General features: G+C 63.7%; 23 protein-coding genes. 17 read left to right on the top strand and 6 right to left on the bottom strand.

Going from position 1 to position 21592, the window contains the following annotated elements:
• The first annotated feature begins 122 nt into the window (after positions 1 to 122).
• A complete protein-coding gene (locus BM125_RS07890; RefSeq protein WP_175497961.1) occupies positions 123 to 2696 on the top strand; it encodes an alpha/beta hydrolase family protein in 2574 nt (857 codons plus the stop codon).
• A gap of 10 nt (positions 2697 to 2706) precedes the next feature.
• Here the strand turns inward: BM125_RS07890 and BM125_RS07885 are convergent, their stop codons facing one another.
• Both BM125_RS07885 and BM125_RS07880 read right to left on the bottom strand, forming a co-directional pair.
• Complete coding sequence (locus BM125_RS07885) at positions 2707 to 3468, bottom strand: ABC transporter permease (protein ID WP_092406691.1); 762 nt, start codon at positions 3466 to 3468, stop codon at positions 2707 to 2709.
• On the bottom strand, positions 3465 to 4442 hold the full coding sequence (locus BM125_RS07880; RefSeq protein WP_092406689.1) for an ABC transporter ATP-binding protein: 978 nt from the start codon (positions 4440 to 4442) through the stop codon (positions 3465 to 3467). Before BM125_RS07880 ends, BM125_RS07885 begins: the two co-directional genes overlap by 4 nt.
• 209 nt (positions 4443 to 4651) lie before the next feature.
• On the opposite strand from BM125_RS07880, the gene BM125_RS07875 reads away from it, so the two are divergent.
• From BM125_RS07875 to BM125_RS07800, 16 genes are all read left to right on the top strand, one after another.
• Positions 4652 to 5011, top strand: a complete 360-nt coding sequence (locus BM125_RS07875; protein WP_092406687.1) for a DUF1428 domain-containing protein — start codon at positions 4652 to 4654, stop codon at positions 5009 to 5011.
• 670 nt (positions 5012 to 5681) lie between these two features.
• Positions 5682 to 6296 carry a carbonic anhydrase gene (locus tag BM125_RS07870; RefSeq protein ID WP_092406685.1) on the top strand — a complete coding sequence of 205 codons (615 nt, stop codon included), beginning with the start codon at positions 5682 to 5684 and terminating at the stop codon, positions 6294 to 6296.
• A gap of 167 nt (positions 6297 to 6463) precedes the next feature.
• Positions 6464 to 7747 (top strand): ergothioneine biosynthesis protein EgtB, encoded by a 1284-nt coding sequence (egtB, locus tag BM125_RS07865; RefSeq protein ID WP_092406683.1) that lies wholly within the window; start codon positions 6464 to 6466, stop codon positions 7745 to 7747.
• Positions 7744 to 8712, top strand: coding sequence for an L-histidine N(alpha)-methyltransferase (gene egtD, locus BM125_RS07860; RefSeq protein WP_092406681.1), 969 nt, complete (start codon positions 7744 to 7746; stop codon positions 8710 to 8712). The genes egtB and egtD overlap by 4 nt, the downstream gene beginning before the upstream one ends.
• 44 nt (positions 8713 to 8756) lie before the next feature.
• The gene (locus BM125_RS07855) at positions 8757 to 9257 is read left to right on the top strand and encodes a helix-turn-helix transcriptional regulator (RefSeq protein ID WP_092406679.1); all 501 of its coding nucleotides are present in this window, start codon (positions 8757 to 8759) and stop codon (positions 9255 to 9257) included.
• Entirely contained in the window at positions 9254 to 9640 is a 387-nt protein-coding gene (locus BM125_RS07850; protein WP_092406677.1) for a VOC family protein, read from the top strand. Before BM125_RS07855 ends, BM125_RS07850 begins: the two co-directional genes overlap by 4 nt.
• Positions 9641 to 9914: 274 nt before the next feature.
• Positions 9915 to 10772 (top strand): alpha/beta fold hydrolase, encoded by an 858-nt coding sequence (locus tag BM125_RS07845; RefSeq protein ID WP_092406675.1) that lies wholly within the window; start codon positions 9915 to 9917, stop codon positions 10770 to 10772.
• A 167-nt stretch (positions 10773 to 10939) separates the two neighbouring features.
• The gene (locus BM125_RS07840; RefSeq protein ID WP_092406880.1) at positions 10940 to 11497 is read left to right on the top strand and encodes an RNA polymerase sigma factor; all 558 of its coding nucleotides are present in this window, start codon (positions 10940 to 10942) and stop codon (positions 11495 to 11497) included.
• Complete coding sequence (locus BM125_RS07835) at positions 11494 to 11874, top strand: DUF6768 family protein (RefSeq protein ID WP_092406673.1); 381 nt, start codon at positions 11494 to 11496, stop codon at positions 11872 to 11874. The genes BM125_RS07840 and BM125_RS07835 overlap by 4 nt, the downstream gene beginning before the upstream one ends.
• Before the next feature lie 161 nt (positions 11875 to 12035).
• On the top strand, positions 12036 to 12629 hold the full coding sequence (locus BM125_RS07830; protein WP_092406671.1) for a TetR/AcrR family transcriptional regulator: 594 nt from the start codon (positions 12036 to 12038) through the stop codon (positions 12627 to 12629).
• Positions 12626 to 13075: a PaaI family thioesterase gene (locus tag BM125_RS07825; protein ID WP_092406669.1), complete on the top strand. Its 450-nt coding sequence runs from the start codon at positions 12626 to 12628 to the stop codon at positions 13073 to 13075. The genes BM125_RS07830 and BM125_RS07825 overlap by 4 nt, the downstream gene beginning before the upstream one ends.
• Positions 13076 to 13127: 52 nt before the next feature.
• A complete protein-coding gene (locus tag BM125_RS07820) occupies positions 13128 to 13823 on the top strand; it encodes an SDR family oxidoreductase (protein WP_092406667.1) in 696 nt (231 codons plus the stop codon).
• A gap of 50 nt (positions 13824 to 13873) precedes the next feature.
• Complete coding sequence (locus BM125_RS07815) at positions 13874 to 14221, top strand: hypothetical protein (protein ID WP_092406665.1); 348 nt, start codon at positions 13874 to 13876, stop codon at positions 14219 to 14221.
• Between the two features lie 242 nt (positions 14222 to 14463).
• Entirely contained in the window at positions 14464 to 14781 is a 318-nt protein-coding gene (locus BM125_RS07810; protein ID WP_092406663.1) for a helix-turn-helix domain-containing protein, read from the top strand.
• Positions 14774 to 15805, top strand: a complete 1032-nt coding sequence (locus BM125_RS07805) for an AAA family ATPase (RefSeq protein ID WP_092406661.1) — start codon at positions 14774 to 14776, stop codon at positions 15803 to 15805. The genes BM125_RS07810 and BM125_RS07805 overlap by 8 nt, the downstream gene beginning before the upstream one ends.
• Positions 15806 to 15923: 118 nt before the next feature.
• Positions 15924 to 18290 carry a S8 family peptidase gene (locus tag BM125_RS07800; protein WP_245778844.1) on the top strand — a complete coding sequence of 789 codons (2367 nt, stop codon included), beginning with the start codon at positions 15924 to 15926 and terminating at the stop codon, positions 18288 to 18290.
• A gap of 118 nt (positions 18291 to 18408) precedes the next feature.
• On the opposite strand, the gene BM125_RS07795 is transcribed toward BM125_RS07800, so the two are convergent.
• From BM125_RS07795 to BM125_RS07780, 4 genes are all read right to left on the bottom strand, one after another.
• On the bottom strand, positions 18409 to 19413 hold the full coding sequence (locus BM125_RS07795; RefSeq protein WP_175497960.1) for a lipase family protein: 1005 nt from the start codon (positions 19411 to 19413) through the stop codon (positions 18409 to 18411).
• 186 nt (positions 19414 to 19599) lie between these two features.
• A complete protein-coding gene (locus BM125_RS07790; protein WP_092406655.1) occupies positions 19600 to 19989 on the bottom strand; it encodes an amino acid-binding ACT domain-containing protein in 390 nt (129 codons plus the stop codon).
• 10 nt (positions 19990 to 19999) lie between these two features.
• Positions 20000 to 20476 (bottom strand): OsmC family protein, encoded by a 477-nt coding sequence (locus BM125_RS07785; protein WP_092406653.1) that lies wholly within the window; start codon positions 20474 to 20476, stop codon positions 20000 to 20002.
• A gap of 197 nt (positions 20477 to 20673) precedes the next feature.
• Complete coding sequence (locus BM125_RS07780; RefSeq protein ID WP_245778843.1) at positions 20674 to 21162, bottom strand: mechanosensitive ion channel domain-containing protein; 489 nt, start codon at positions 21160 to 21162, stop codon at positions 20674 to 20676.
• Positions 21163 to 21592: the final 430 nt, after the last annotated feature.

Here is a 21592-nt window from a genome sequence, read left to right as displayed (position 1 = left end):
CCTGGCCGGAGCCGCCATGGCGTCCCCACCTGCCTGCGATTGCCATGCATGGTCCCCGCACCGTTCGCGCTGCTATCCTCAGATGGCGGCACTCTGGTGCGCGAGCCAAGGGAGGAGGCTGGATGAACAAGCGAATGGATGGGCGAGCGGTCGCGATCGGATTCGTTCTGGTGTTTGCGGCGCTGCTTTTTGGCCCTGCGGCGAATCAGTACGCCCATGCGGCTGGCATCTACCCCCTGGAAGCGGGCGAGTCGCCAGCGCTTGGCGCTGATGAAGGCCTGCTCCTTGTCACCATCGACACGGAATTCCCGCTCGAAGCGGTCTACATGAAGCACGAAGGCGCCGTGTTGAACTCACGGGTGCTCAAGAACCCCGCTGCCGGGCGCAGCACTGTTCTGGTCCGGGTTGCTGCGGGTCGCTATGGCTGGGACAAGTTGCGAATAGGCAACTGGGCGCGCTCCTGGTCCTGGTGGGACTATCGACTCGGCAGCGATCCGGAATCGTATTTCGATGTGCGCGCCGGGGCGATCAATTATCCCGGCGATCTGGTTGTCCGAAGGATCACGGCCAGCCGCTCGTACATTCAGCGTATGGATCGCGCGCTGCTGGCAATCGACTGGCTCGAATCGAGCTATCCCGAATTGCTCAAGCAGTGGCCCCTGGTCTATACCGGCCCCTATGCGGATCCGTTCCCCGCCTACTATCTCAAGGCGCGCGCCGACCACGGCGCACTCGACAGTTTGTCCGGCAAGTTGCTCGCGCCTCCCGATCCCGGCGAGCTGGCCTTGAGCCCGAAGACCTTGTGGCAGCGGGAAAGTCTGGAGTCGATTGCACTCAATCCGGCGGGGGACCTGCTCGCGATGCAGGTGCGCGCGGATGCCAAGGAGACGTGGGCGGTTGACCTTGTCGACCTCAAGACGGGTGAATCCCACAGGGTGGCGCGCACCGACATTGCGTTTGAAAGTCTGCGCTGGTCCGGCGATCGCAACCTCCTGCTCGCCATGGATGCGTCGAAACTTCTGATTCTCGGTGCCAAACAGAGCGATTCCGACGAGATCATCCACATCGTGCACGTGGGCTCGGGATCCAATGGCAAGCGAACCTACGCCGCAGCCCAGCTGCCGCAGCGAGGCCGGATACTCGACGTGCTCGAGAACGATCCGGACCACATCCTGTTCGCGACGACCGGCATCCGCGGCAACCTGCGCGTGCATCGGGTCGACATCTCAAATGAAAAGGCAATCGCCCGATTCAACCCGGATACGTTGGCGGCCATCAATGAACTGGACAAGGGCGAACACTGGTGGTTCGCCGATGGCGCCGGGGAACTGGCCGTGGCCCTCTCCTGGCGCGACGGCAAGTTCATCTTTTCGCGGAAGAACGGTCGCAAACGGCAGGAGTTCCTCACTCTGGAAGGCGAGTCGAATTTCGATCCGCTGGCCCTGTCGGGCGACGGCCGCATGCTCTATGCGATCACCGACGATGCGCGCAATCAGCGCGAGCTGATCGCCTTTGACATAGCGGAGCAAAAAATTGCCAAGACCCTGTTCAGCAAGGAGGGCGTCGATGTCGTATCGGCGATTTTCGGTGCCGGTCATCGTCCGATCGGAGTGCGCTACTACGCCGAGGGGCGTCTCATCAGCGACTATTTCGATGCGACCGAGCGCAACCGCGTGCAGTCATTGCAGAAAGTCTTCCCGGGCAAATCCATCGTCGTGATCGACCAGAGTACCGACGGCAGCCAGTTGATCCTGGAAGTCGACGGTAGTGATTTTGCGCCGAAGTACTACCATCTCGATGTAAACACCGACCGTGCCGCGCTGATCATGGATGCGGCACCCTGGTTGAAGGATGTTCAATTCGCACCAACCCGGATCGTCAACGTGACGAGCAAGGACGGACTGAAGATCCAGGCATTCCTTACGATTCCCGATCGGCCACAGAAGCGCCCTCTGATCGTCATGCCGCATGGCGGTCCCGTTGGAGTCAGCGACCGATTGCGATTCGACAGGGACACGCAGTTCCTGGCCTCGTTGGGATACGCCGTGCTCAGGGTCAACTACCGCGGCTCCGACGGCTTCGGGAAATCGTTCCGCGAGGCGGGCTATCAGCAGTTCGGCAGTGCGATCGAAGACGACATCGACGCCGCCCTCACGCGCGTCCTGGCCGAATATCCGATCGATTCCGCGCGAATGTGCGTTGTCGGATTCAGTTACGGCGGCTACTCCGCGCTGATATCGACGGTACGCTGGCCAGACCGCTTTCGCTGTGCCATTTCGGTTTCCGGCGTCGCCGATCGCCTCCTTCAGTACAACGCTAGCGATGCCGGACGTACCGCAGAGCAGCGCAAGCTGCTGAAGAAGTGGTGGGGCGATCCGGTGGCGGACGACGATGCATTCGTGGCCGCCTCGCCCGTCTATCGCCATCGCGACATGAAGGTCCCGATCATGCTCGTCCATGGGACCGAGGACATCCGGGTCGATCCCGAACAGAGCCGCCGCATGCAGCGCATGCTCGAACTCGACGGTCGGCCCCCGGTCGGTCTCATTCTCGAAGGCGAGGGCCACGGCATCGAGAAGCTCGCGAACATGGACGCCTTGTGGCGCGGCATCGCCGGATTCCTGCGCGCGCATCTTGAACCCTCCGGCGCGCAGACGAGCGCTGCAGTCGCTACCTCCCTGGATCGTCGTCAGTGATTCATGCCATTCAACTGCGCAGCTTCCAGCCGGTGCGGAAAATCCACGAGACGATGGCCAGACAGATCGCCAGGAAGCCCAGGGTCATGCCGGTGCTGACCGCGATATGCACGTCGGCGTGGCCGTAGAAGCTCCAGCGGAATCCGCTGATCAGGTAGACCACCGGGTTGAACAGGGTGATCTTCTGCCAAAGCGGCGGCAGCATGCTGATCGAGTAGAAGGCGCCGCCGAGGAAGGTCAGCGGGGTCACCACCATCAGCGGAATCACCTGCAGTTTCTGGAAGTCGTCGGCCCATAGGCCGATGATGAAGCCGAACAGGCTGAAGGTGACCGAGGTCAGTACGAGGAACGCGAACATCCAGATCGGATGGGCGATCTCGTAGGCGACGAAGAATCGTGCGGTGATCAGGATCAGCAGGCCGAGCATGACCGACTTGGTCGCCGCGGCACCGACATAGCCGAGCAGCACTTCGACCCAGGACACCGGCGCAGAGAGCAGTTCGTAGATCGTGCCGGCCCATTTCGGCATGTAGATGCCGAAGGATGCATTGGAGATGCTCTCGTTCAGCAGCGACAGCATGATCAGGCCCGGAATGATGAAGGCGCCGTAGCTGGTGCCGTCGATCTCGCCCATGCGCGAGCCGATCGCGGCGCCGAAGACGATGAAGTAGAGCGAGGTCGAGAGCACGGGCGAGGCGATCGACTGCATCAGGGTGCGGAACGTGCGAGCCATCTCGAAGCGATAGATGGCGCGGATGCCATGGATGTTCATGCCGGATTCCCCTTCGGCTTGCGTACGAGGTTGACGAAGATCTCCTCGAGCGAACTCTCGCTCGAACGCAGGTCCTTGAAATCGATTCCCTGTTCGCCGAGGCGCCGCAACAGGCCGGCGATCCCGGTTTCCTCCGATTGTGTATCGAAGGTGTAGACCAGGGTCAGGCCGTCCTCGGAAAGCTCGAGCGGCAGCCCGGCCAGGCCCTCGGGAATCCGCTCCATGGCCTGCTGCAGGCTCAGGGTCAGCTGCTTCTTGCCCAGCTTGCGCATCAGCACGGCCTTGTCTTCGACCACGATCAGGGCGCCCTTGTTGATCACGCCGATGCGGTCGGCCATTTCCTCGGCCTCCTCGATGTAGTGCGTGGTCAGGATGATCGTCGTCCCCGACTCGCGCAGCTGGCGCACCATCTGCCACATGTCATGGCGCAACTCGACGTCGACGCCGGCACTCGGCTCATCGAGGAACAGGATCTTCGGCTCGTGCGAGAGCGCCTTGGCGATCAGGACGCGGCGTTTCATGCCGCCGGACAGGGTCATGATCTTCGCGTTGCGCTTGTCCCACAGCGACAGGTCGCGCAGGACCTTCTCGAGATGGGCCGGGTTCGGCGGCCTTCCGAACAGGCCACGGCTGAACTTCAGCGTCGCCATGACCGACTCGAAGGCGTCGGTATGCAGCTCCTGCGGAACCAGCCCGATCGCGGCGCGCGCGGCCCGATAGTCGTGGCGGATGTCATGGCCATCGGCGTAGACGGTACCCCGGGTCGCGTTGACGATGCCGCAGATGATGCTGATCAGGGTCGTCTTGCCGGCGCCGTTGGGACCGAGCAGGGCGAGGATTTCACCGCGGCGGATATCGAGGTTGATATCCCGCAGGGCCTCGAATCCGCCGGCGTAGGTCTTGCCGAGATTGCGGATCGAAACGATGGCATCGGACGCAGCGGCATCCGGAACGGGTGGGGCGGAATGGGACATTCGAGTTCCCCTTGGGAGCCTTCGGGCGACAGACAGCGCAAATGCGGGCACTTTGCCTGATTCAAAGCCACGCGGAGCAAATCCGCCCGGCATCGGCGTGGCCGGCGACGGATTGTGCGTGAGAGCGAAAAAGCGAAGCAAGCGAATGAACGCGTGCGCGGAACCGCACGAGATGGTGGAATAGGTTTCCCTGAAGTGAGGACGCGACCATGAGCTACGTGGACGGATTCGTCATCCCGGTGCCGAAGGACAAACTCGGCGAGTATCGGAAGATTGCGCGCAAGGCCGGCAAGGTCTGGATGGAGCACGGCGCCCTGGCCTATACCGAATGTGTCGGCGACGATGTTCCCGAAGGCAAGCACACCTCGTTTCCGCGCAGCGTAAAGCTGAAGGCCGACGAGGTCGTGGTGTTCTCCTGGATCATCTATGCCTCGCGCAAGGAGCGCGACCGCATCAACAAACTCGTCATGGCGGACCCGCGACTCGCCTCGCTGATGGATCCGAAGGCCATGCCGTTCGACGGCAAGCGCATGTTCTTTGGCGGCTTCAAGCCGATCGTGAGCCTATGACGTAGCGGCAACGCCGTAAACGCCATCAAAGCTCGCGCCGGATTTCGCAAGCCGTTCATGGCACGCGGTCGAGCACATTCGCCGCGCCGGAATTCCGACGCGGCCGCGCTGGTACCCCTCACCGTCATCCCGGCGCAGGCCGGGATCCATTTTGACTTTGCCCTTCCTGACAGACCGCCCGGATGCCGCCGCTTCAGCCGCAATGGTCCTGTTTGCGGATTGGAGATCCCTGGGCGTTGATCAAGAGCATCGCGCCTGAAGGCGCTCCTACGAAGAGCGCGACAGGCGGCGCGGGTTTCGGTCGCCGGTGCCGCGTGCCCGCTCCGTTGTAGGAGCGGCTTCAGCCGCGATGCTCTTCCTCGCATCGTATTCAAAAGCATCGCGCCTGAAGGCGCTCTTACGAAGAGCGCGACAGACGGCGCGGGTTTCGATGGCTTTCGACGCGTTGCGGCTTCGTTGTTGATTCAGCCGCGAGGCTCCTTCGCTCAACGATACGTCAGCGCGCCGAACCCCAACTCTCCGCACCGTCATCCCGGCGCAGGCCGGGATCCATTTTGATTTTGACCGTCTCCACGCAGGTGCAGGGCGTCTCCAGCGATGCGGCTTCCTACAATGCTTTCGATGCCGCACAATGGCAAACTGATTTCCCCGGTGTCCGGATGAGAAGCGCATGATTTCAGCAGACGAGGCTCTGGAACGATTGCGCGAAGGCAACGCCCGCTTCGTCGCCGAAATCGGCGGCAGCGGCGCCCTGACCGGCCAGTCGCGCAGGCGCGAGCTGGCCACCGGCCAGCAACCGTTCGCGATCATCCTCGGCTGTTCGGATTCGCGGGTGCCGGCGGAAATCGTCTTCGACCAGGGGCTCGGCGACCTCTTCGTGATCCGTGTCGCCGGCAATATCGTGGCGCCCTCGCAGGTCGGCAGCGTCGAATTCTCCGCGGAACAGCACGGCGCGCGGCTGGTCGTCGTGCTCGGCCACACCCAATGCGGCGCGATACTGGCGACGATTGACCAGCTCGCCCGCCCCAGCGAGGATCAATCGCGCAACCTGCGCTCGATCGTCGATCGCGTGCGTCCGTCCGTCGAGGCACTGATGGGAACCGAACTCGCGCACGACCACGACGAGCTCGTGCGTCGATCGGTGCGCAACAATATCCGGATGTCGGTGAACCAGCTCCGGCATGGTTCGGAAATACTTGAACAACTCATTCATGACGATGGCCTGCGGGTCGTCGGCGCCGAATACTCGCTGGAGACCGGGGTCGTCGAGTTCCTTGACCACTGATCGTCGTTCGCATACACCGCCCAAGGCGTTGCAAGCAGGCAACCACGCCCCCACGTATTCGCGGCCGTGCATACGTGTCGGCGCCCGGGTGCCTCGGGCGAGGCGCTTTCACTTGCGGTAAACACAGCCTGTGGAGAATGCATCCACCCGGCACGCGGAGGCCCGTCATGCTTGAGTCCGATTCATCTTCATTCTCGCCGGCCTCGGCAGTGAATGGATCCGGCGCCGAGGCGCTGGCCGAGCGCTACCGCCGCGTGCGCCACGCGTCGATGGATCTGATCGCCGACCTCAGTGCCGAGGATACGGTTCCGCAGTCGATGCCGGAGACGAGTCCGGTCAAGTGGCATCTGGCCCATACGACCTGGTTCTTCGAGCAGTTCGTGCTGGCGCGCGACGAGAGCTATGCGCCGTTCGATCCGGACTGGCTGTACCTGTTCAATTCCTACTATCAGTCGGTCGGGCCGATGCACGCGCGTCCGCAACGCGGCCTGCTGACCCGTCCCGGCCTGGCCCAGGTGCTGGCCTATCGCGCGCGCATCGACGAACGCATGGGACTGCTGCTCGGTGGCGAATTCGATGCCGAACTCGGGGCGCTGGCCACGCTCGGACTGAACCACGAACAGCAGCACCAGGAGCTTGTGCTGACCGACATCAAGCATCTGTTTTCATTGAACCCGCTGCGCCCCGCGTTTCGTGCAGCGCGCGAACGCCCGCCCTCGCGGCCGACGAAACTCGAATTCATCGAGGGCCGGCAAGGCATCGTCGAGATCGGCGCCGATGGCTCCGGGTTCGCCTTCGATTGCGAGACGCCGCGCCATCGCACCCTGCTTCATCCGCATGCGATCGCCAACCGACCGGTCAACAATGCCGAATTCGCCGCGTTCATCCGTGATGGCGGCTATCGCACGCCGACCCTGTGGCTGTCGGAAGGCTGGAATACGGTTTGCGAGCGCGGCTGGGCGCGACCGCTGTACTGGTCCGAGTCGCTGGACAGCGAGTTCACCCTCGCCGGCGAGCGTGAAATCGATGCCAACGCGCCGGTCTGCCATGTCAGCTTCTTCGAAGCCGATGCCTATGCACGCTGGGCCGGCGCGCGCCTGCCTACCGAGGCCGAATGGGAGGCCTGTGCCCAGACCTTCGACCCGACGAAAGGAAATTTCGTCGAGTCCGGTCAGCTTCATCCCTGTTCGGGCGGCGCCGGCGCGGGCCCGCGCCAGCTGTTCGGCGACGTCTGGGAATGGACCGCGAGTCCTTACGTCAGTTATCCGGGTTATCGGCCGCCGGCCGGTGCCCTGGGTGAATACAACGGCAAGTTCATGTGTGGCCAGTTCGTGTTGCGCGGAGGATCATGCGCGACGCCCGCCAGCCACATGCGGGCCAGCTACCGCAATTTCTTTGCCCCGGCCGATCGCTGGCAATTCATGGGGCTGCGTCTCGGGAAGGACCTATGAGCAAAGCGAGCACTGCGCAGGCGCTACCGCAACAGCGGCCCGTCGACGAATTCGCCGCCGACGTCTTGCACGGGCTGGCCCAGACACCCAAGCGCATCGCCTCGAAATATTTCTACGACGCGCGTGGATCGGAACTGTTCGAGCAGATCTGCGAGCAGCCCGAGTACTACCTGACCCGTACCGAGCTTTCGATCCTGCAGGACCACGCCGCCGACATCGCGCGCGCGATCGGACCGCGCGCCCTGCTCGTCGAGTATGGCAGCGGTGCCGGTATCAAGACGCGCCTGCTCCTCGATGCGATGGAGGAGCCGGTCGGCTATGTGCCGGTCGAGATCTCGCCGAGCGCGCTCAACGCCAGCGTCGAGAATCTCGCCGAGGAATTTCCCGACGTCGACATGCTGCCGGTCACCGCCGATTTCACCCAGCCGGTGGAGCTGCCGAGCCCGGAACAGGCCTCGACCCGCACTGTGGTGTTCTTTCCCGGCTCCACGCTCGGCAACTTCGAGCAGCGCGAGGCGATCGGCCTGCTGCGCACGATGTGCATCGAGATGGGCCGCAACGGTGCCGCCATCGTCGGCATCGACCTGAAGAAGGATCCGGCCCTGCTCGAAGCGGCCTACAACGACGCCGCCGGGGTGACGCGCGATTTCACCCTGAACCTGCTGGCGCGGATCAATCGGGAACTCGATGCCGATTTCGACCTGCGCCGATTCCGCCATCGCGCCCACTACAACCCGATGGCCGGACGCATCGAGACGCACATCGTCAGCACCATCGAGCAGCGCGTGCGAATCGGCAACCGCGAGATCGCATTCGCGGCCGAAGAGGCCATGCTGGTCGAATACAGCTGCAAGTATTCGCAGGTCGAGTTCTGCGCGATGGCCGCCCGCGCCGGTCTGCGCGTCGTGCACAGCTGGACCGACGCGAACGACTGGTTCGCCGTGCAGATGCTCGAGCGGGCCTGAGTGTCGGATGCAGGCTCGAGGCAAGCCCTGAGGCAAGCGCAGCGATGCCGGTACTGACCCATTCCGAGTTGACCCGCCTTTCGCGGGCCCGGGAGGCCCTGGGTCTCGACGGCCCGCTGCCCCGGATTGCCGAGCTTGCCGAGATCGCGCAGATGTCACGCTTCCATTTCATGCGCCGGTTCCAGCTCGTCTCCGGGGAAAGCCCAAACCAGCTGCGCATTCGCCAGCGCCTGCTGCGGGCGCGCGAGTTGCTGGCTGGGGGGCACGCTTCGGTGACCGAGGTCTGCTTTCAGCTCGGCTATTCGAGCCTCGGCAGTTTCAGCAGCCTATACCGCCGCCGCATGGGCGAGTCGCCGCAGGCCGCCCGGCGCCGCCTCTGGTCGGCCGGCTCCTTGACGCCATGCATGGAGCGCGATCTCCATCCAGGCTGCATGAGCCTGCTGGAGGCCGCCTGGGCGCGAACCGACGAGCACTTCTGGAGAAGCATTCGAGCGCCGGTCCTGCAACACTCGCTTACCCAGCCAACACGCGAGGAACCCGCATGAGGATTCGGCTCAACTCGATTTTCGTCGACGACCAGGACAAGGCGCTGAAGTTCTACACCGAGGTACTCGGGTTCGTGAAGAGCGTCGAGATTCCGATGGGCGAATACCGCTGGCTCACGGTGCGCTCGCCGGAAGGCGGCGATGCCGAACTGTCGCTGGAGCCGAACGCGAATCCCGCTGCGAAAACCTATCAACAGGCACTGCTTGCCCAGGGCATTCCGGCGACCGCTTTCGAGGTCGATGACATCGAAGAGGAGCATGCCAGGCTGGATGGTCTCGGCGTCGCTTTCACACGCGAGCCGACGGATGCCGGACCGGTCACGATCGCGGTGTTTTCCGATACCTGCGGCAACCTGATCCAGATCTATCAGCTACCGCGCTGAGCGTCCGGCAACGATTCTCTGTGCGCCGCCCGCGTCCGCGTGAATCGGCAGGGCGGGGTTTGATGGCGACCACGTCACGCTTGTCCCGGAGCTGTCATCGGCCGTTCGCATTCGGGGGCCAGACTCCGCGACCAAGGACAACGTCCACAGGGATGTGGCCCGAGCGGATTTCCCGTGGCACTGCCACCGATGTTTACCTGCGACGGCAGTCACCGAGGCGTTCCGGTCAGCGCGACCAATGGTGCGGTGCATCACAACCTGTTAAGTTGGGCGCATGCCGTATCAGCAGATCAGCGGGTTGCGCGTCCACTATCGCGATCATGGCCGTGGCGATCCCCTCGTGCTGTTGCACGGTCTCGGTTCAAGCAGCGCAGACTGGGCCTTCCAGGCGGCCCCACTGGGCGACCACTTCCGACTCATAGCACCCGACCTGCGCGGCTCGGGACGCAGTGACGCGCCGCCGGGGCCGTATTCGATCGCCCAGTTCGCCGCAGACAACTGGGCGCTGCTCGATGACCTCGGGATAGAGCGCAGCCATCTGCTGGGATTCTCGCTCGGCGGCGCGGTGGCCATGGAAATGGCCCTGCAGCGACCGTACGCGGTGGCGCGGCTGATGACGATCAACACCTTGCCTTCATACCGGCTCGACAGCTGGCGCAAGCGCATGGAGCTGGTCAGCCAGGTCGCCATCGTACGCGGCCTCGGTATGCGCCGCCTGGCCAGTCTCGCCGCAAGGCGTCTCTTTCGCGAGCCGCACCAAGCGCCGATGCGACGGCGTGTACTCGAAGTGGTCGGCAATGCGCCGCGCGTGCCCTATCTCGATACCGTGCGCGCGCTGGCGCACTGGTGCGCGCTCGATCGGCTGCCGGGTCTGCAAAGCGAGATGCTGATGCTGGCCGGCGAGCACGACTACACACCCCTGTCCGAAAAGCGCGAATACGCCGAACGCTTCGGTGCGAAGTTCGCCGTGGTCGGCGGCTCGCGCCACGGAACGCCGTTCGATGCCGTGAACTCCTGCAATGCGGTTGCCCTGGCCTTCTTTCGGGGCCAGCCGCTGCCGGCCGCGGAGACCCTCAGGATCGATACGCCCGAGCGCGCGCCACTGGCCGCACCTGCCGCCTTCAGCAACTGAGCCCAGGCGATTGCGGGCACCTCGTGGCGCGTCGTGCACGAATCGGATCGGCCAACCTGTCTGGCCGAGCGTGAGATGCTGGCTGAGTGCTCCGCCGTCGGCTCGATTGAACCGGATGCCTTCCTCGGCGCACCTTGAATAACGACAACAGCTTCGAAGGCAGACCGGTGAATCGGCCAAGCGAGCGCATCTATGACGAGTTCCTGGTGGCCGCCGCGGTGACGGGCGATCGCAGGGCGCGGTCGCGCCTCGTCGCACGCTGGCAGCCGCGCCTGCATCGCCACGCCTGGCGCCTGCTCGGTGACGCCGACCGCGCCCGCGACATGGTTCAGGAGGCCTGGCTCGAGATCCTGCGCGGGCTTTCGCGGCTGGACGATGTCGCCGCGTTTCCGGCCTGGGCCTACCGCATTGCGACACGCCGCTGCCAGCGTGAATGCCGGCGCAGTGACCGCTCGCCGCTGGTTGCCGAGGAGTCGGCAGCAGAGGTCGATTCGCCCGCACCGGAGAGCGTCGGCGGCGAGTTCAAAACCGAGCTGGCCATCGTCATCGATGCGATCGACGCGCTGCCAGGACCGCAACGCGCGGCCCTGGCCCTGTTCTACATCGATCAACTCAGCGTGGCGGAAATCGCCATCGCGACCGACGTTCCACCGGGAACTGTGAAGACCCGGCTCATGCATGCACGGCGCAAAGTCCATGCGCTACTGGAAGGAGAACACCGATGAACAAGATCGACGACCTGATTGGCCAGGCCCTGAGCGACGAAGACCGTGCCCTGCTCGCCAGCCATGCCGAGCCCGGCTATCTCGCGCAGGCCTTCGGATTGTTGCGCAGCCCACTGGCCTGGATCATCTGGGTGCTGGTGCTGGCCAGTGGCATGGCCTTCCTCGCCGGGCTTTATGCGCTATGGCAAATGTCCGCAACTCCAGATGCGATCGCGGCAGTCAGATGGGGCGTCGCCGCGCTATTCCTGTTCCAGGTCACCATGCTCTGCAAGACCTTCATGGGCAATCGAATGGAAACGAACCGGCTGCTGCGTGAACTGAAGCGCATAGAGCTGCAGGTTTCGCTGCTGCGTGATCGCTCCGGCACGGAGCGCTGATCCGCCGAATCGCATCGGATCCAGGCGGAACGAGGCCGCCCGGAAGGGCCTGCGCCCGTCTGGGCCCGGCCTCCTCGACGCTGGATCGAGCCTGGATGACCGAATCACCACGGGCAATGATTTCATAGTATGATGTTGGTCATATCAAAGCCCGAACGCCGATGCGATACGACAAGGCACACAAGCAGAAGACGCGCGAAAGGGTCCTCGACGTGGCGGCCAGGGCAATCCGCGCCGCGGGCCCCGATCGCATCGGCGTGGCCGGCGTGATGGCCGAGGCCGGGCTCACCCATGGCGGCTTCTACGCCCATTTCGCGTCCAAGGACGCGCTCATCGCCGACGCCATTGAGCACATGTTCGACCAGGCCCGCACGCGCCTGGTCGAATCCGCGGCTGGAAAGGATCCGGCCCGCGTGCTCGCCGCCTATGTCGCGTTCTACCTGTCGAAAGCGCATCGCGATGCCTGCGAAAGCGGTTGTCCAATCGCCGCCCTCGCCGCCGACCTGCCGCGTTTGCCTGCGGACGCACGCCGGAAGTTTTCGCGCGGCGTCGGCCACCTCACCGACTTCATCGCCGCGCAGTTGCGCGCGCTGGGGCGCAGCGATGCTCCGGCGCTGGCGCGTTCGACGGTGGCCGAACTGGTCGGCGCCCTTTCGATCGCGCGCATCGAAACCGACAACGAGCAATCCGATGCAATCCTCGCTGCATCCAAACACGCCCTGATACGCAGGCTCGAACTGGAGACCGAAACATGAGCATGGTCGCAACGATCGGCGCGGGTCTCGACGGCCTCGCCCAGCTGCAGGCATTCATCGCCTCCGGTCGCCGTCCCGGCATCGCCGATTCGCTCGATTTCGACCTCGTCGAAGTCGGCGACGGCCTCGCCGTCTTCGAAGGCACGCCCGGGCCGCATGCCTACAACCCGATGGGCATTGTGCACGGCGGCTACTTCGCGACCCTGCTCGACTCGGCCTGCGGCTGCGCCGTGCACACCAAACTCAGCGCAACGCAGGCTTATACGACACTCGAACTCAAGATCGCCCTGCACAAGGCCATGACCGGACAGACCGGACGCGTGCGCGCGGAAGGCAAGGTCATCACCTGCGGACGTCGGGTCGCCTTTTCCGAGGCCCGGCTCATCGACGGCGAAGGCCGATTGCTCGCGTCGGCCACCTCGACCCTGCTCGTCATGGATCGCTAGCGCTCACCGCTTCGCAGAAACGCTCGCCTCCACCCACTCAAAGTAAGCCTCGATGAACATCCACGGCCGCACCGCGCTCGTCACCGGCGCCAATCGAGGCCTCGGTCTCGCCTATGCCAAGGCCCTGCTTTCTGCCGGCGCGAAGAAGGTCTACGCCGCAGCGCGCGATCCAGCCTCGATCACCCTGGCCGGCGTCTTACCGCTCAAGCTCGATGTCACGCGCGCAGAGGACATCAAGGCCGCGGCCGAGCAATGCCGCGACCTCGACATCCTCGTCAACAACGCCGGCATCATCGGCGGCACGCCCTTGCTGGCCGATGGCGGCGAGGAAGCCCTACGCGACGTGCTCGCGGCTAACCTGCACGGCATGCATGCGCTCAGCCGCGAATTCGCACCGATTCTCAAGGCCAACGGCGGCGGCGCCATCGTCAACATGCTCTCGGCCCTGAGCTGGATCAGCATGCCCAACAGCGGCGCCTACTCCGTTTCGAAAGCCGCCGCATGGGCCCTGACCAATGGCCTGCGCGTCGAACTGCGCGCCCAGGGCACGCTCGTCATCGCCGTGCACGCGGGCTACATCGACACCGACATGGTCAAGGGTGTCGACGCGCCGAAGCTGAAACCCGAGAACGTGGCCGAAGCCGTCATTGCCGCGATCGAGGCCGGCAATCCCGAAGTGCTCGCGGACGATACGGCCCGCTACGTGAAGCAGGGATTGAACGCGACGCCGCCGATCTACCTCGGCTGATCCCGCCAAGCGGCTGTTCCGCGAACCGCACCAGGCGCCGATGCGCCGACGTGCTCGAAGTCGTCGACAATACACGGCGCCCTCCCTACCTCGAAACCGCCCGCGCCCTTGCCCGGTGGCGCGCGCTCGATCGCATGTCCAATCTGCAGAGCGAACTGCTCGCCGGCGAACACGACTATACCCCGCTCGCCGAAAAACGCGAATACGCCGAAGGTTTCGGCGCCCAGTGCGCCGCCGTCGGCGGCTTACACCACGGCACAACGTTCGACGCCGTCGCCGCCTGCAACGCCGTCGCACTCGCATTCTTCCGCGGCGAGCCGCTACCCGATGCCGACACCCTCAAGACCGACGCCTCCGAGAATACAAGCGCAGCATCACCGGCTGAATCTCTCGACTGAGTGGTTGCTGTGGTACTCGATTTTTCGCGAGCGACTGCTTTCGACCCAAAGCGGCCGTTCGTGCTGGATCGCGCTCCAATGCCTCACCACTTCAACAATGCGACCTTCAGCGTCCGGGCACAGCGGGCCATGCCAGGCGCCCGGATCGGGCGGATTCGGTACGCTGATAATTCACTGGTGGTAAAATCATGATCGGATTCTGAAGTCGCCCGTGGTCGCGGCCTGTGAGAAAGCGAAAAGTCATGAACGTCGGACACGCAATTCGGTTGTGCCGTATAAAGCGAGGAGCCTCGCAGGGCGCCGTCGCAAGCCAGGCCAACTGCTCGGTCTCGTACTTGTCGATGCTCGAGAACAACAAGCGTGATCCGACGCTTTCTACTCTTAGCAGGGTCGCGCAGGCGCTTCAGATTCCCGTTGGCTTGCTATTCGTCCTGGCATCGGAGAAGGACGACCTTGGGCCGATAGATGACAAGACCGCTGGTAAGCTGATGCAGTGTGCTCATTCATCGCTGACCAAGCCGACCAACGCAACCGCGCAATCGGGCGAGCATCATGGCTAGTGCCGAACAACTCAAGGCGTTGGTGAAGTCTTACATCGACCGGGACGATCGGCAGTTCTACTCAGTTGCCATGCAGGTCGCGGCGCATGAAGCCAAGCTCGGCCATGGCCGGCTGGCCGAGGATCTGCGCGACATGATCGACGCCGCAAAGTCTCGGGCCGTGGCTGGCGAGCCGCCAGGCAAGCTGGTTCCCCTTGCTCGCCCTCGCGGCGAGCTTGCCAACCTGCTGACGGTTGCTTACCCGAAGAGCAGGCTGGTCGACATGGTGCTCGATACGCATGTGGCCGCGCAGATCGAGCGCATTTTGAAGGAGCAGCGGCTGCTTTCGCGCATCCGCGAGCACGGTTTGTCTCCCCGGCGCAAATTGCTTCTGGTCGGTCCGCCAGGAACGGGCAAGACGATGACTGCATCGGTGCTGGCAGCGGAACTCGGTGTGCCGCAATTCACGGTGAGGTTCGACGCGCTTATCACCAAGTTCATGGGCGAGACCGCGGCCAAGTTGCGCCAGATCTTTGATGCGGTGGCCGAGGTTCGCGGCGTGTACTTCTTCGATGAGTTCGACGCGATCGGCTCCCAGCGGGGGCTCGCAAACGATGTGGGCGAGATCAGACGCGTACTGAACAGTTTTCTGCAGATGATCGAAAGCGACCAGTCAAACAGTCTAATCGTCGCGGCCACCAATCACGCGGAGTTACTCGATTACGCGCTCTTCCGCCGCTTCGACGATGTCATCGAGTACCACCCACCTACGGCAGACCAGGCGGCGACGCTGATTAAGTCGCGATTGGGGAAGTTCGTGCCCAAGCCATTCCCGTTAAAGGCGATCGCGTCAAGAGCCGAGGGCTTGAGCTATGCCGAGATACGGCGTGCGGTCGACGAGGCTATCAAGGAGGCTGTCATGCATGACGAGTCGCGGGTGAACGGCGAGATTTTGAACCGCGCCCTGGAAGATCGTCGGAAACTGAGCTTGAGAACGGATAAGAAGAAGGCAGCCCCGAACCATGCCGGATCAACCAGCCGATAAGCGGCCGCACCTAGTCCTGCAAGACACTTCCAAGGCGGTTGGCTTTACCGCGCATCCCGCTGGAGGCGGTGCAACCAGCGTTGTTCCGGATTTGCCTCGGCAACAGCACGGACAGGCTTTGCGCACACAGATCGAGGCATTGCAACTCGTCGCCACCGACGTGGTTCGTAGCCAGGCGCAGCTGGGGCTGGAAAGCGGTCTCGGCCTGCAGATCCAGTTCGTGAGTCAGCCGGATGTCGAACTGGCATTCGAGAGCCTGGCGAACGATACCCAGAAGATCGAACTGCTCAGTGTGCGCCGGGAAGGAGGATACACGTACGCCAACGTTTACGTGCCCGACGGCAAGCTGGCGCATTTCGAAAAGTACGTGACCGAGTATCTGGAGGAAAAGAAGGACAAGAACGGCAATCCGCGCGACCACCGTGCGCTGCTCAATACAATCGCCTCGATCCGCGCCGCCGAGCTCCGCGCTTTGTGGACTGACGAGGCAGCCCTATTGCCGGACGACGTTGACGTTCCTTTTTGGTGGGAAGCTTGGCTTCCGGTCCGCGGCCAGCGTCAGGCCGTCGTGGAGGACTTCAAAAAGCTGACGAGACTGGCCGAATGCGTCGTCAGCGACAAACAGGTCGACTTTCCCGAGCGAACCGTGCTGCTGATGTACGGCTCGCAGCAGCAATTCTCCCGCTCAGTGATGACGTTGAATTGCGTCGCAGAGCTCCGCTACGCCAAGGAAACCGCCGAGCTCTTCGACGGGATGACGGTTGCCGAGCAGCAGGAGTGGGCAGACGAACTATTGCAGCGCGCTCAGATACGGCGAGGTGATGCTCCGAGGATCTGTTTCCTGGACACCGGCGTAAACCGGGGGCACCCGCTGCTTGCGCCTTTTATGGATCAAGCGGATCTGCACACGGTAGAACCAGCATGGGGCGTCGATGATACCGCCAACCACGGCACCGGCCTTGCCGGACTCGCCGTCTACGGCGACCTGACGGATGCGCTGGCTTTGGCCGGACCAATTGAGGTTCCGCATCGGCTCGAATCCGTCAAACTGATACATGAAGACGGCGGGAATGGAGGAGACACGCGTCATCACGCCTATCTCTTCACCGAGGGCGTTGCGCGCCCCGAAATAGCCGCTCCGGATCGGGCGCGAGTTTTCACGTCGGCGGTGAGCGCGTCGGACTACCGCGATCGCGGGCGCCCCTCGTCTTGGTCCTCGGCGGTGGACAAACTGGCTGCCGATCCTGATGGTGCCGGCCATTACCCGCGCCTGTTCGTGCTGTCGGCCGGGAATATCCGCGATCCGAATGCTTGGGCTGCATATCCCGACAGCCTGTCCACCAATCTCGTGCATGATCCGGGTCAGGCGTGGAACGCCCTCACAGTCGGAGCGTTCACGCGCAAGACCGATACGGAGGGGCACGCCTCACTCAAGGTGATCGCGGACGAGGGCGGTCCAAGTCCTTTCTCCACGACATCTAGAACGTGGGATGGGGCATGGCCCCTGAAGCCAGACGTAATGTTCGAAGGCGGGAATGCGGCCAAGGATGATTTCGGCGCCGTTGGCATGGCAAGCCTGAATCTTTTGACCGCCCACAACGAGCCCCTCGATCGTCTGTTCACGACTACGAACGCGACCAGCGCCGCATCCGCCCTGTGCGCGCGCATGGCCGCGCAGATCATGGCGGCATATCCGAACCTGCGGCCAGAGACTGTCCGAGCGCTCATCGTCCATTCGGCCGAGTGGACTGAAGCCATGCGTGCGATGTACCTGCCGGTTGGCCACACACCCAGCAAGAGCGATTACATCCACCTGATCCGTCATTGCGGCTGGGGCGCTCCAGACTTGGAGCGCGCACTGTGGAGCGCAGGCAATTCCCTTACGCTCGTCGTGGAAGACATGGTGCATCCCTACGCGAAGGTGAAGGACAAGGGCATCATTACGCGCGACATGAACTTGCATGCCTTGCCGTGGCCCATGCAAGAGCTGGAGGCCCTGCAGAATGCGCAGGTCGAGCTGCGCGTGACACTCTCATATTTCATCGAACCCAATCCCTCGGCTCGCGGTTCGACATCGAAGTTCTACTACCCGTCGCATCGGCTGCGCTTTGATGTCCAGCGTCCACTGGATGCCTCTACCGACGATTTCGTGGCGCGGATTAATGCGGCAGCCCAGCGCGAAGACGAAGGCGATCCAGTCAATCCAAGAGACCCGAACTGGTACCTGGGCGAACTAAAGCGGCATCGTGGATCGCTTCATCAGGATGCTTGGACGGGCACGGCCGCTGAACTGGCCAGCCGAGGGTTTGTCGCCGTCTATCCATCAAATGGCTGGTGGCGAACGCGCCCGGCGTTGGAGAGGTACGATCTGCCTGCGCGGTATAGCTTGGTCGTGTCAATTCGCACGCAGCAAACCGAGGTGGATCTATATACTGCAATTGCACAGAGGATCCCGGTTGCTCAACCTATAGTTGTCGAAACTTAATATCACTCGGGCGGGCTCGAACGTCCGCTGCTTGCCGAAAGCGGGCGCTCGGCCTTGACTCGTATTTTCGGTACCATTTTCGTACTCCCGAAAATGGTCGCCCAGCCGAATAAGCGCGTCAGAGTCCCGGTGGTGGTTGCCACGGTTGGTTGGGATACAGCGCGCGGATCGCGGCCAGGGGTATGCCGGTCAGGTACATGTAGAGCAGGCTGCTGTGCTGGGCCAGGGCTTCTTCGTAGAAATCCAGCAGGCCCGATTCGCTGTAGAGGCGGCTGTTGAGGACGATGCGTTTGTCCGGTTGCAGGTATTCGTGGCCGACGAAGGCCAGGGCGGTGTCGATCAGACCGTGGCAGCCGTTGAGGTCATCGCATTTCGGCGCGCCGAGGCCTGGGTAGAGCGACTTGATCGACTCGAGATCCGCGTAGGCCCAGGCGCGTGGCACCACATCGAGGCCGTTGACGAAGTGCCGGCTGCCTGGAAAGACGCGAATGTACGGTGCGGCGAAGGCGGCATTTCCCGACGTCGGCGCGGCAAATGTAATGGGCTGGATACGCACGTGCGGAGTCGGCACGTTGAGTTCGACGCGCAGCCAGTCGGCCATCGCAGTCGCCATGTTGCCGCCGAGACTGTGGCCGGTGACGATCACCTGCGAGCCTGCGTCGACCCCGCGCAGGAAGTCCGGCAACGTCTGTTTCCGCCCGCCGGGGCTCTGGTAGAGATTGCGGATGTCCTCCCAATCGTCGATCGTGCCGTCGGCGAGCTTCGCGCCGGGCAATTCCGGGTCGGTCCAGGGCATGACCGACTGGCCCCAGACATCGAGATCGAAGAAAAAGTCGTAGATCGAGTCCACGGTGCCGCGGAACACCACGGCGTAGAGCCGGCGACCGTCGACCACCGGCCCCTGCGACACGAAGACCAGCGACTGGTCGTGTTCGTGCGGCCCCCACACGAGTCCCCATTGCCGGGCCGTGGGCAGGCTCTGGATCTGCAGCGCCTTCGCCATCGCCTTGAAGCGATCCGGAGGGCTGTCATCGACGCCCAGATAGGCGATCGTCGAGAGGGTGATGGCGACACGGTCGAGATCGCTGGCGGCCTGCAGCGCGGAAGTATCCGGTTCGCCCATGTCACGCTCCGTACAGTAATCGCCATGGAACGATACCCATATCGCGCATTGAATACAAATACACCGCCAACGCATGCCGAGTGCGGACCGGTCGGTCTGCCTGAAGGGCGGCTTGCGGGCCGGTGTTTTTGCTTCGCCGGGGGGAAACGAAAGGACACGCGCAACCGCGGCGGGCGGTCGGCGCCCTCAGAGCCCGTTCGTCCACTCGGCTGAGATGCGGCGCGCTTGTTCGACGTCGTCGACGACGAGGATCAGCTGGTTGTCATGGTCGCTGTAGAGGACCTCGATATTCACCCCGGCCTCGGCCATGCGCCGGGTCAGGGCACCCAGCTGGCCAGGGACGGCCTGCTTGAGGCGCTGTACGACGACATCGCGAACCGCGAGGACATCGATACCGGCGGCTTCCAGGGCCCGGCGTGCGCGCTCGCCATCCTCGAACAGGAAGTGCGCCGTACCGCGGCCGGCGACGACCCAGGCGCCACCGCCCTCGATGCTGACATTGGCCCGGGCCAAGGCTTCGCCCATTTCGGCCAGTGCGGCGGGCCGGTTCTCGAGTCGGATCGATACATCCTGCATGGCCGTCTCCTCAGGTTGACGAAGCGCGCATCGGCTCGCAGCGCACCTCGGTACGCACCGAATTGGCGATGAAGCAACTTTCGTGGGCGGCGTGGTGCAGGGCGTCGAGCTGATCCGCATCGGGCTGCCTCTCGCCGGAAAAGCCCACTTGCGGACGCAGCGTCACTTCGAGCATCGCCATCCTTCCACGCGCATCCTTGCCCATGCGCCCGACCGCCTCATCGCAATAGCGCTCGACGGTATAGCCGCGCTTGCGTGCGATCGACAGGAACCACAACATGTGGCAGCTCGACAGGCTGGCCACGAAGGCTTCCTCGGGGTCCACGGCGCCCGGATCCGACAAGGGCACCGGGACCACGTGAGGGGAGGATGACGCGGCGATCTCGGCGCCGCCATCGAAGCGCCAACGGTGCGCCCGGCTGTAGCGATCGGCGAGAAAATCGGCATTGTCTCGCTGCCAGAAGAGGGTTGCGGAGTGTTCGGACATGAGTGGAGCCTGCAGTCAGTCGAGTGGAGTCGCGATCCGGACTCCGGGGGTTCCGGTGCCGCCGGGGCCGAATCAGGGCTCGGGTGGAAGCCTGATCATCGCCAGGGTTCCGATTCTCCTCGTGGAGATGGCCCGGTAAAGAGCCATTCGGCGCTCTCGACATGGGGCAACCCGGCCGGCGGTTGGTGGCTGCTCCGTCACAGCTCGCGCGGAGCGGCCGGATCGAGCAGGTCATGGTTCGCCGACTCCTCTTGCTCACGATCGATCTGCGTGCTCAGATCGGTGTTGATCCGGGTATCGGCCTCAGCCGTGGCGGCGACCGCCGTGTGATGCAACGGAGGGCCCGGAATGCGGGCCGATTCGTCGCGCAGCTGGACACGGTAGATCGGCTCGGGCATGTCCATGCCGGCCGCCTCGAGAGCCAGTTTGACGCGACGAATCGCCTCGCTGCGGACCTGGCCGAAATCGTGCGCGCGCTGATCGACCCAGCCATGGAAACGCATCTGCACATTCGAATCGCCCAGGGCGACGATCAAGGCGCGCGGAGGTGGCTCGGCCATGACGCCGTCGACCCCGGCCAGCTCGGCGCAGCCGATCTCCTGCGCCAGGAGCAGGTCCTCGTTGACGCCGATGCCGACATCGATCTCGAAGCGCCGGCTCGGATTGCGCGTGTAGTTCAGACTCACGCTGCGGAACACCATGGCATTCGGTAGGCGCAGGTGATTGCCATTTAGGGAGGCTCTGAACAAGTGGCACAACCGTCACGGCGCCTGCCTGCGTGCAGATCGCGGCGCGCCGACGCAGACAGACTGGCCGTCTTTCAAGGCGGCGCAACAAAGAGCTGCGCGCAGGCAGGTGTCGCCCAAGCGATTGATCCGATGGAACAAGGGTGGCGTCCAGAAGGCCCGCCACAGGCACCGCGCGGCTCGTCAAGGCAACCAGCCTTCACTTCGCCACGCAGCACCTGTGGCGAGCCTTCTGAACGCCATGACGATTGCGCCACTTGTTCAGAGCCTCCCTGGGGTCATCAGGATCGTCGCCCGCGAGGTCATCGAAAGGATGATGCCCTCGTTGCCGTCGATGACGACGTGATCGCGCGGTGCGAACGGTTGGCGC

The organism is Dokdonella immobilis, assembly GCF_900115085.1.
GTDB lineage: Bacteria > Pseudomonadota > Gammaproteobacteria > Xanthomonadales > Rhodanobacteraceae > Dokdonella > Dokdonella immobilis.
Note: the sequence above shows the minus strand (reverse complement) of the source record. Positions and strands in the feature narration are given on the sequence as shown.

Excerpts from the sequence above, each read along its gene's own strand:
- BM125_RS07890 (WP_175497961.1), top strand. The coding sequence starts at position 123 with ATGAACAAGCGAATGGATGGGCGAGCGGTCGCGATCGGATTCGTTCTG.
- BM125_RS07885 (WP_092406691.1), bottom strand. The coding sequence starts at position 3,468 with ATGAACATCCATGGCATCCGCGCCATCTATCGCTTCGAGATGGCTCGC.
- BM125_RS07880 (WP_092406689.1), bottom strand. The coding sequence starts at position 4,442 with ATGTCCCATTCCGCCCCACCCGTTCCGGATGCCGCTGCGTCCGATGCC.
- BM125_RS07875 (WP_092406687.1), top strand. The coding sequence starts at position 4,652 with ATGAGCTACGTGGACGGATTCGTCATCCCGGTGCCGAAGGACAAACTC.
- BM125_RS07870 (WP_092406685.1), top strand. The coding sequence starts at position 5,682 with ATGATTTCAGCAGACGAGGCTCTGGAACGATTGCGCGAAGGCAACGCC.
- egtB (WP_092406683.1), top strand. The coding sequence starts at position 6,464 with ATGCTTGAGTCCGATTCATCTTCATTCTCGCCGGCCTCGGCAGTGAAT.
- egtD (WP_092406681.1), top strand. The coding sequence starts at position 7,744 with ATGAGCAAAGCGAGCACTGCGCAGGCGCTACCGCAACAGCGGCCCGTC.
- BM125_RS07855 (WP_092406679.1), top strand. The coding sequence starts at position 8,757 with ATGCCGGTACTGACCCATTCCGAGTTGACCCGCCTTTCGCGGGCCCGG.
- BM125_RS07850 (WP_092406677.1), top strand. The coding sequence starts at position 9,254 with ATGAGGATTCGGCTCAACTCGATTTTCGTCGACGACCAGGACAAGGCG.
- BM125_RS07845 (WP_092406675.1), top strand. The coding sequence starts at position 9,915 with ATGCCGTATCAGCAGATCAGCGGGTTGCGCGTCCACTATCGCGATCAT.
- BM125_RS07835 (WP_092406673.1), top strand. The coding sequence starts at position 11,494 with ATGAACAAGATCGACGACCTGATTGGCCAGGCCCTGAGCGACGAAGAC.
- BM125_RS07830 (WP_092406671.1), top strand. The coding sequence starts at position 12,036 with ATGCGATACGACAAGGCACACAAGCAGAAGACGCGCGAAAGGGTCCTC.
- BM125_RS07825 (WP_092406669.1), top strand. The coding sequence starts at position 12,626 with ATGAGCATGGTCGCAACGATCGGCGCGGGTCTCGACGGCCTCGCCCAG.
- BM125_RS07820 (WP_092406667.1), top strand. The coding sequence starts at position 13,128 with ATGAACATCCACGGCCGCACCGCGCTCGTCACCGGCGCCAATCGAGGC.
- BM125_RS07810 (WP_092406663.1), top strand. The coding sequence starts at position 14,464 with ATGAACGTCGGACACGCAATTCGGTTGTGCCGTATAAAGCGAGGAGCC.
- BM125_RS07805 (WP_092406661.1), top strand. The coding sequence starts at position 14,774 with ATGGCTAGTGCCGAACAACTCAAGGCGTTGGTGAAGTCTTACATCGAC.
- BM125_RS07795 (WP_175497960.1), bottom strand. The coding sequence starts at position 19,413 with ATGGGCGAACCGGATACTTCCGCGCTGCAGGCCGCCAGCGATCTCGAC.
- BM125_RS07790 (WP_092406655.1), bottom strand. The coding sequence starts at position 19,989 with ATGCAGGATGTATCGATCCGACTCGAGAACCGGCCCGCCGCACTGGCC.
- BM125_RS07785 (WP_092406653.1), bottom strand. The coding sequence starts at position 20,476 with ATGTCCGAACACTCCGCAACCCTCTTCTGGCAGCGAGACAATGCCGAT.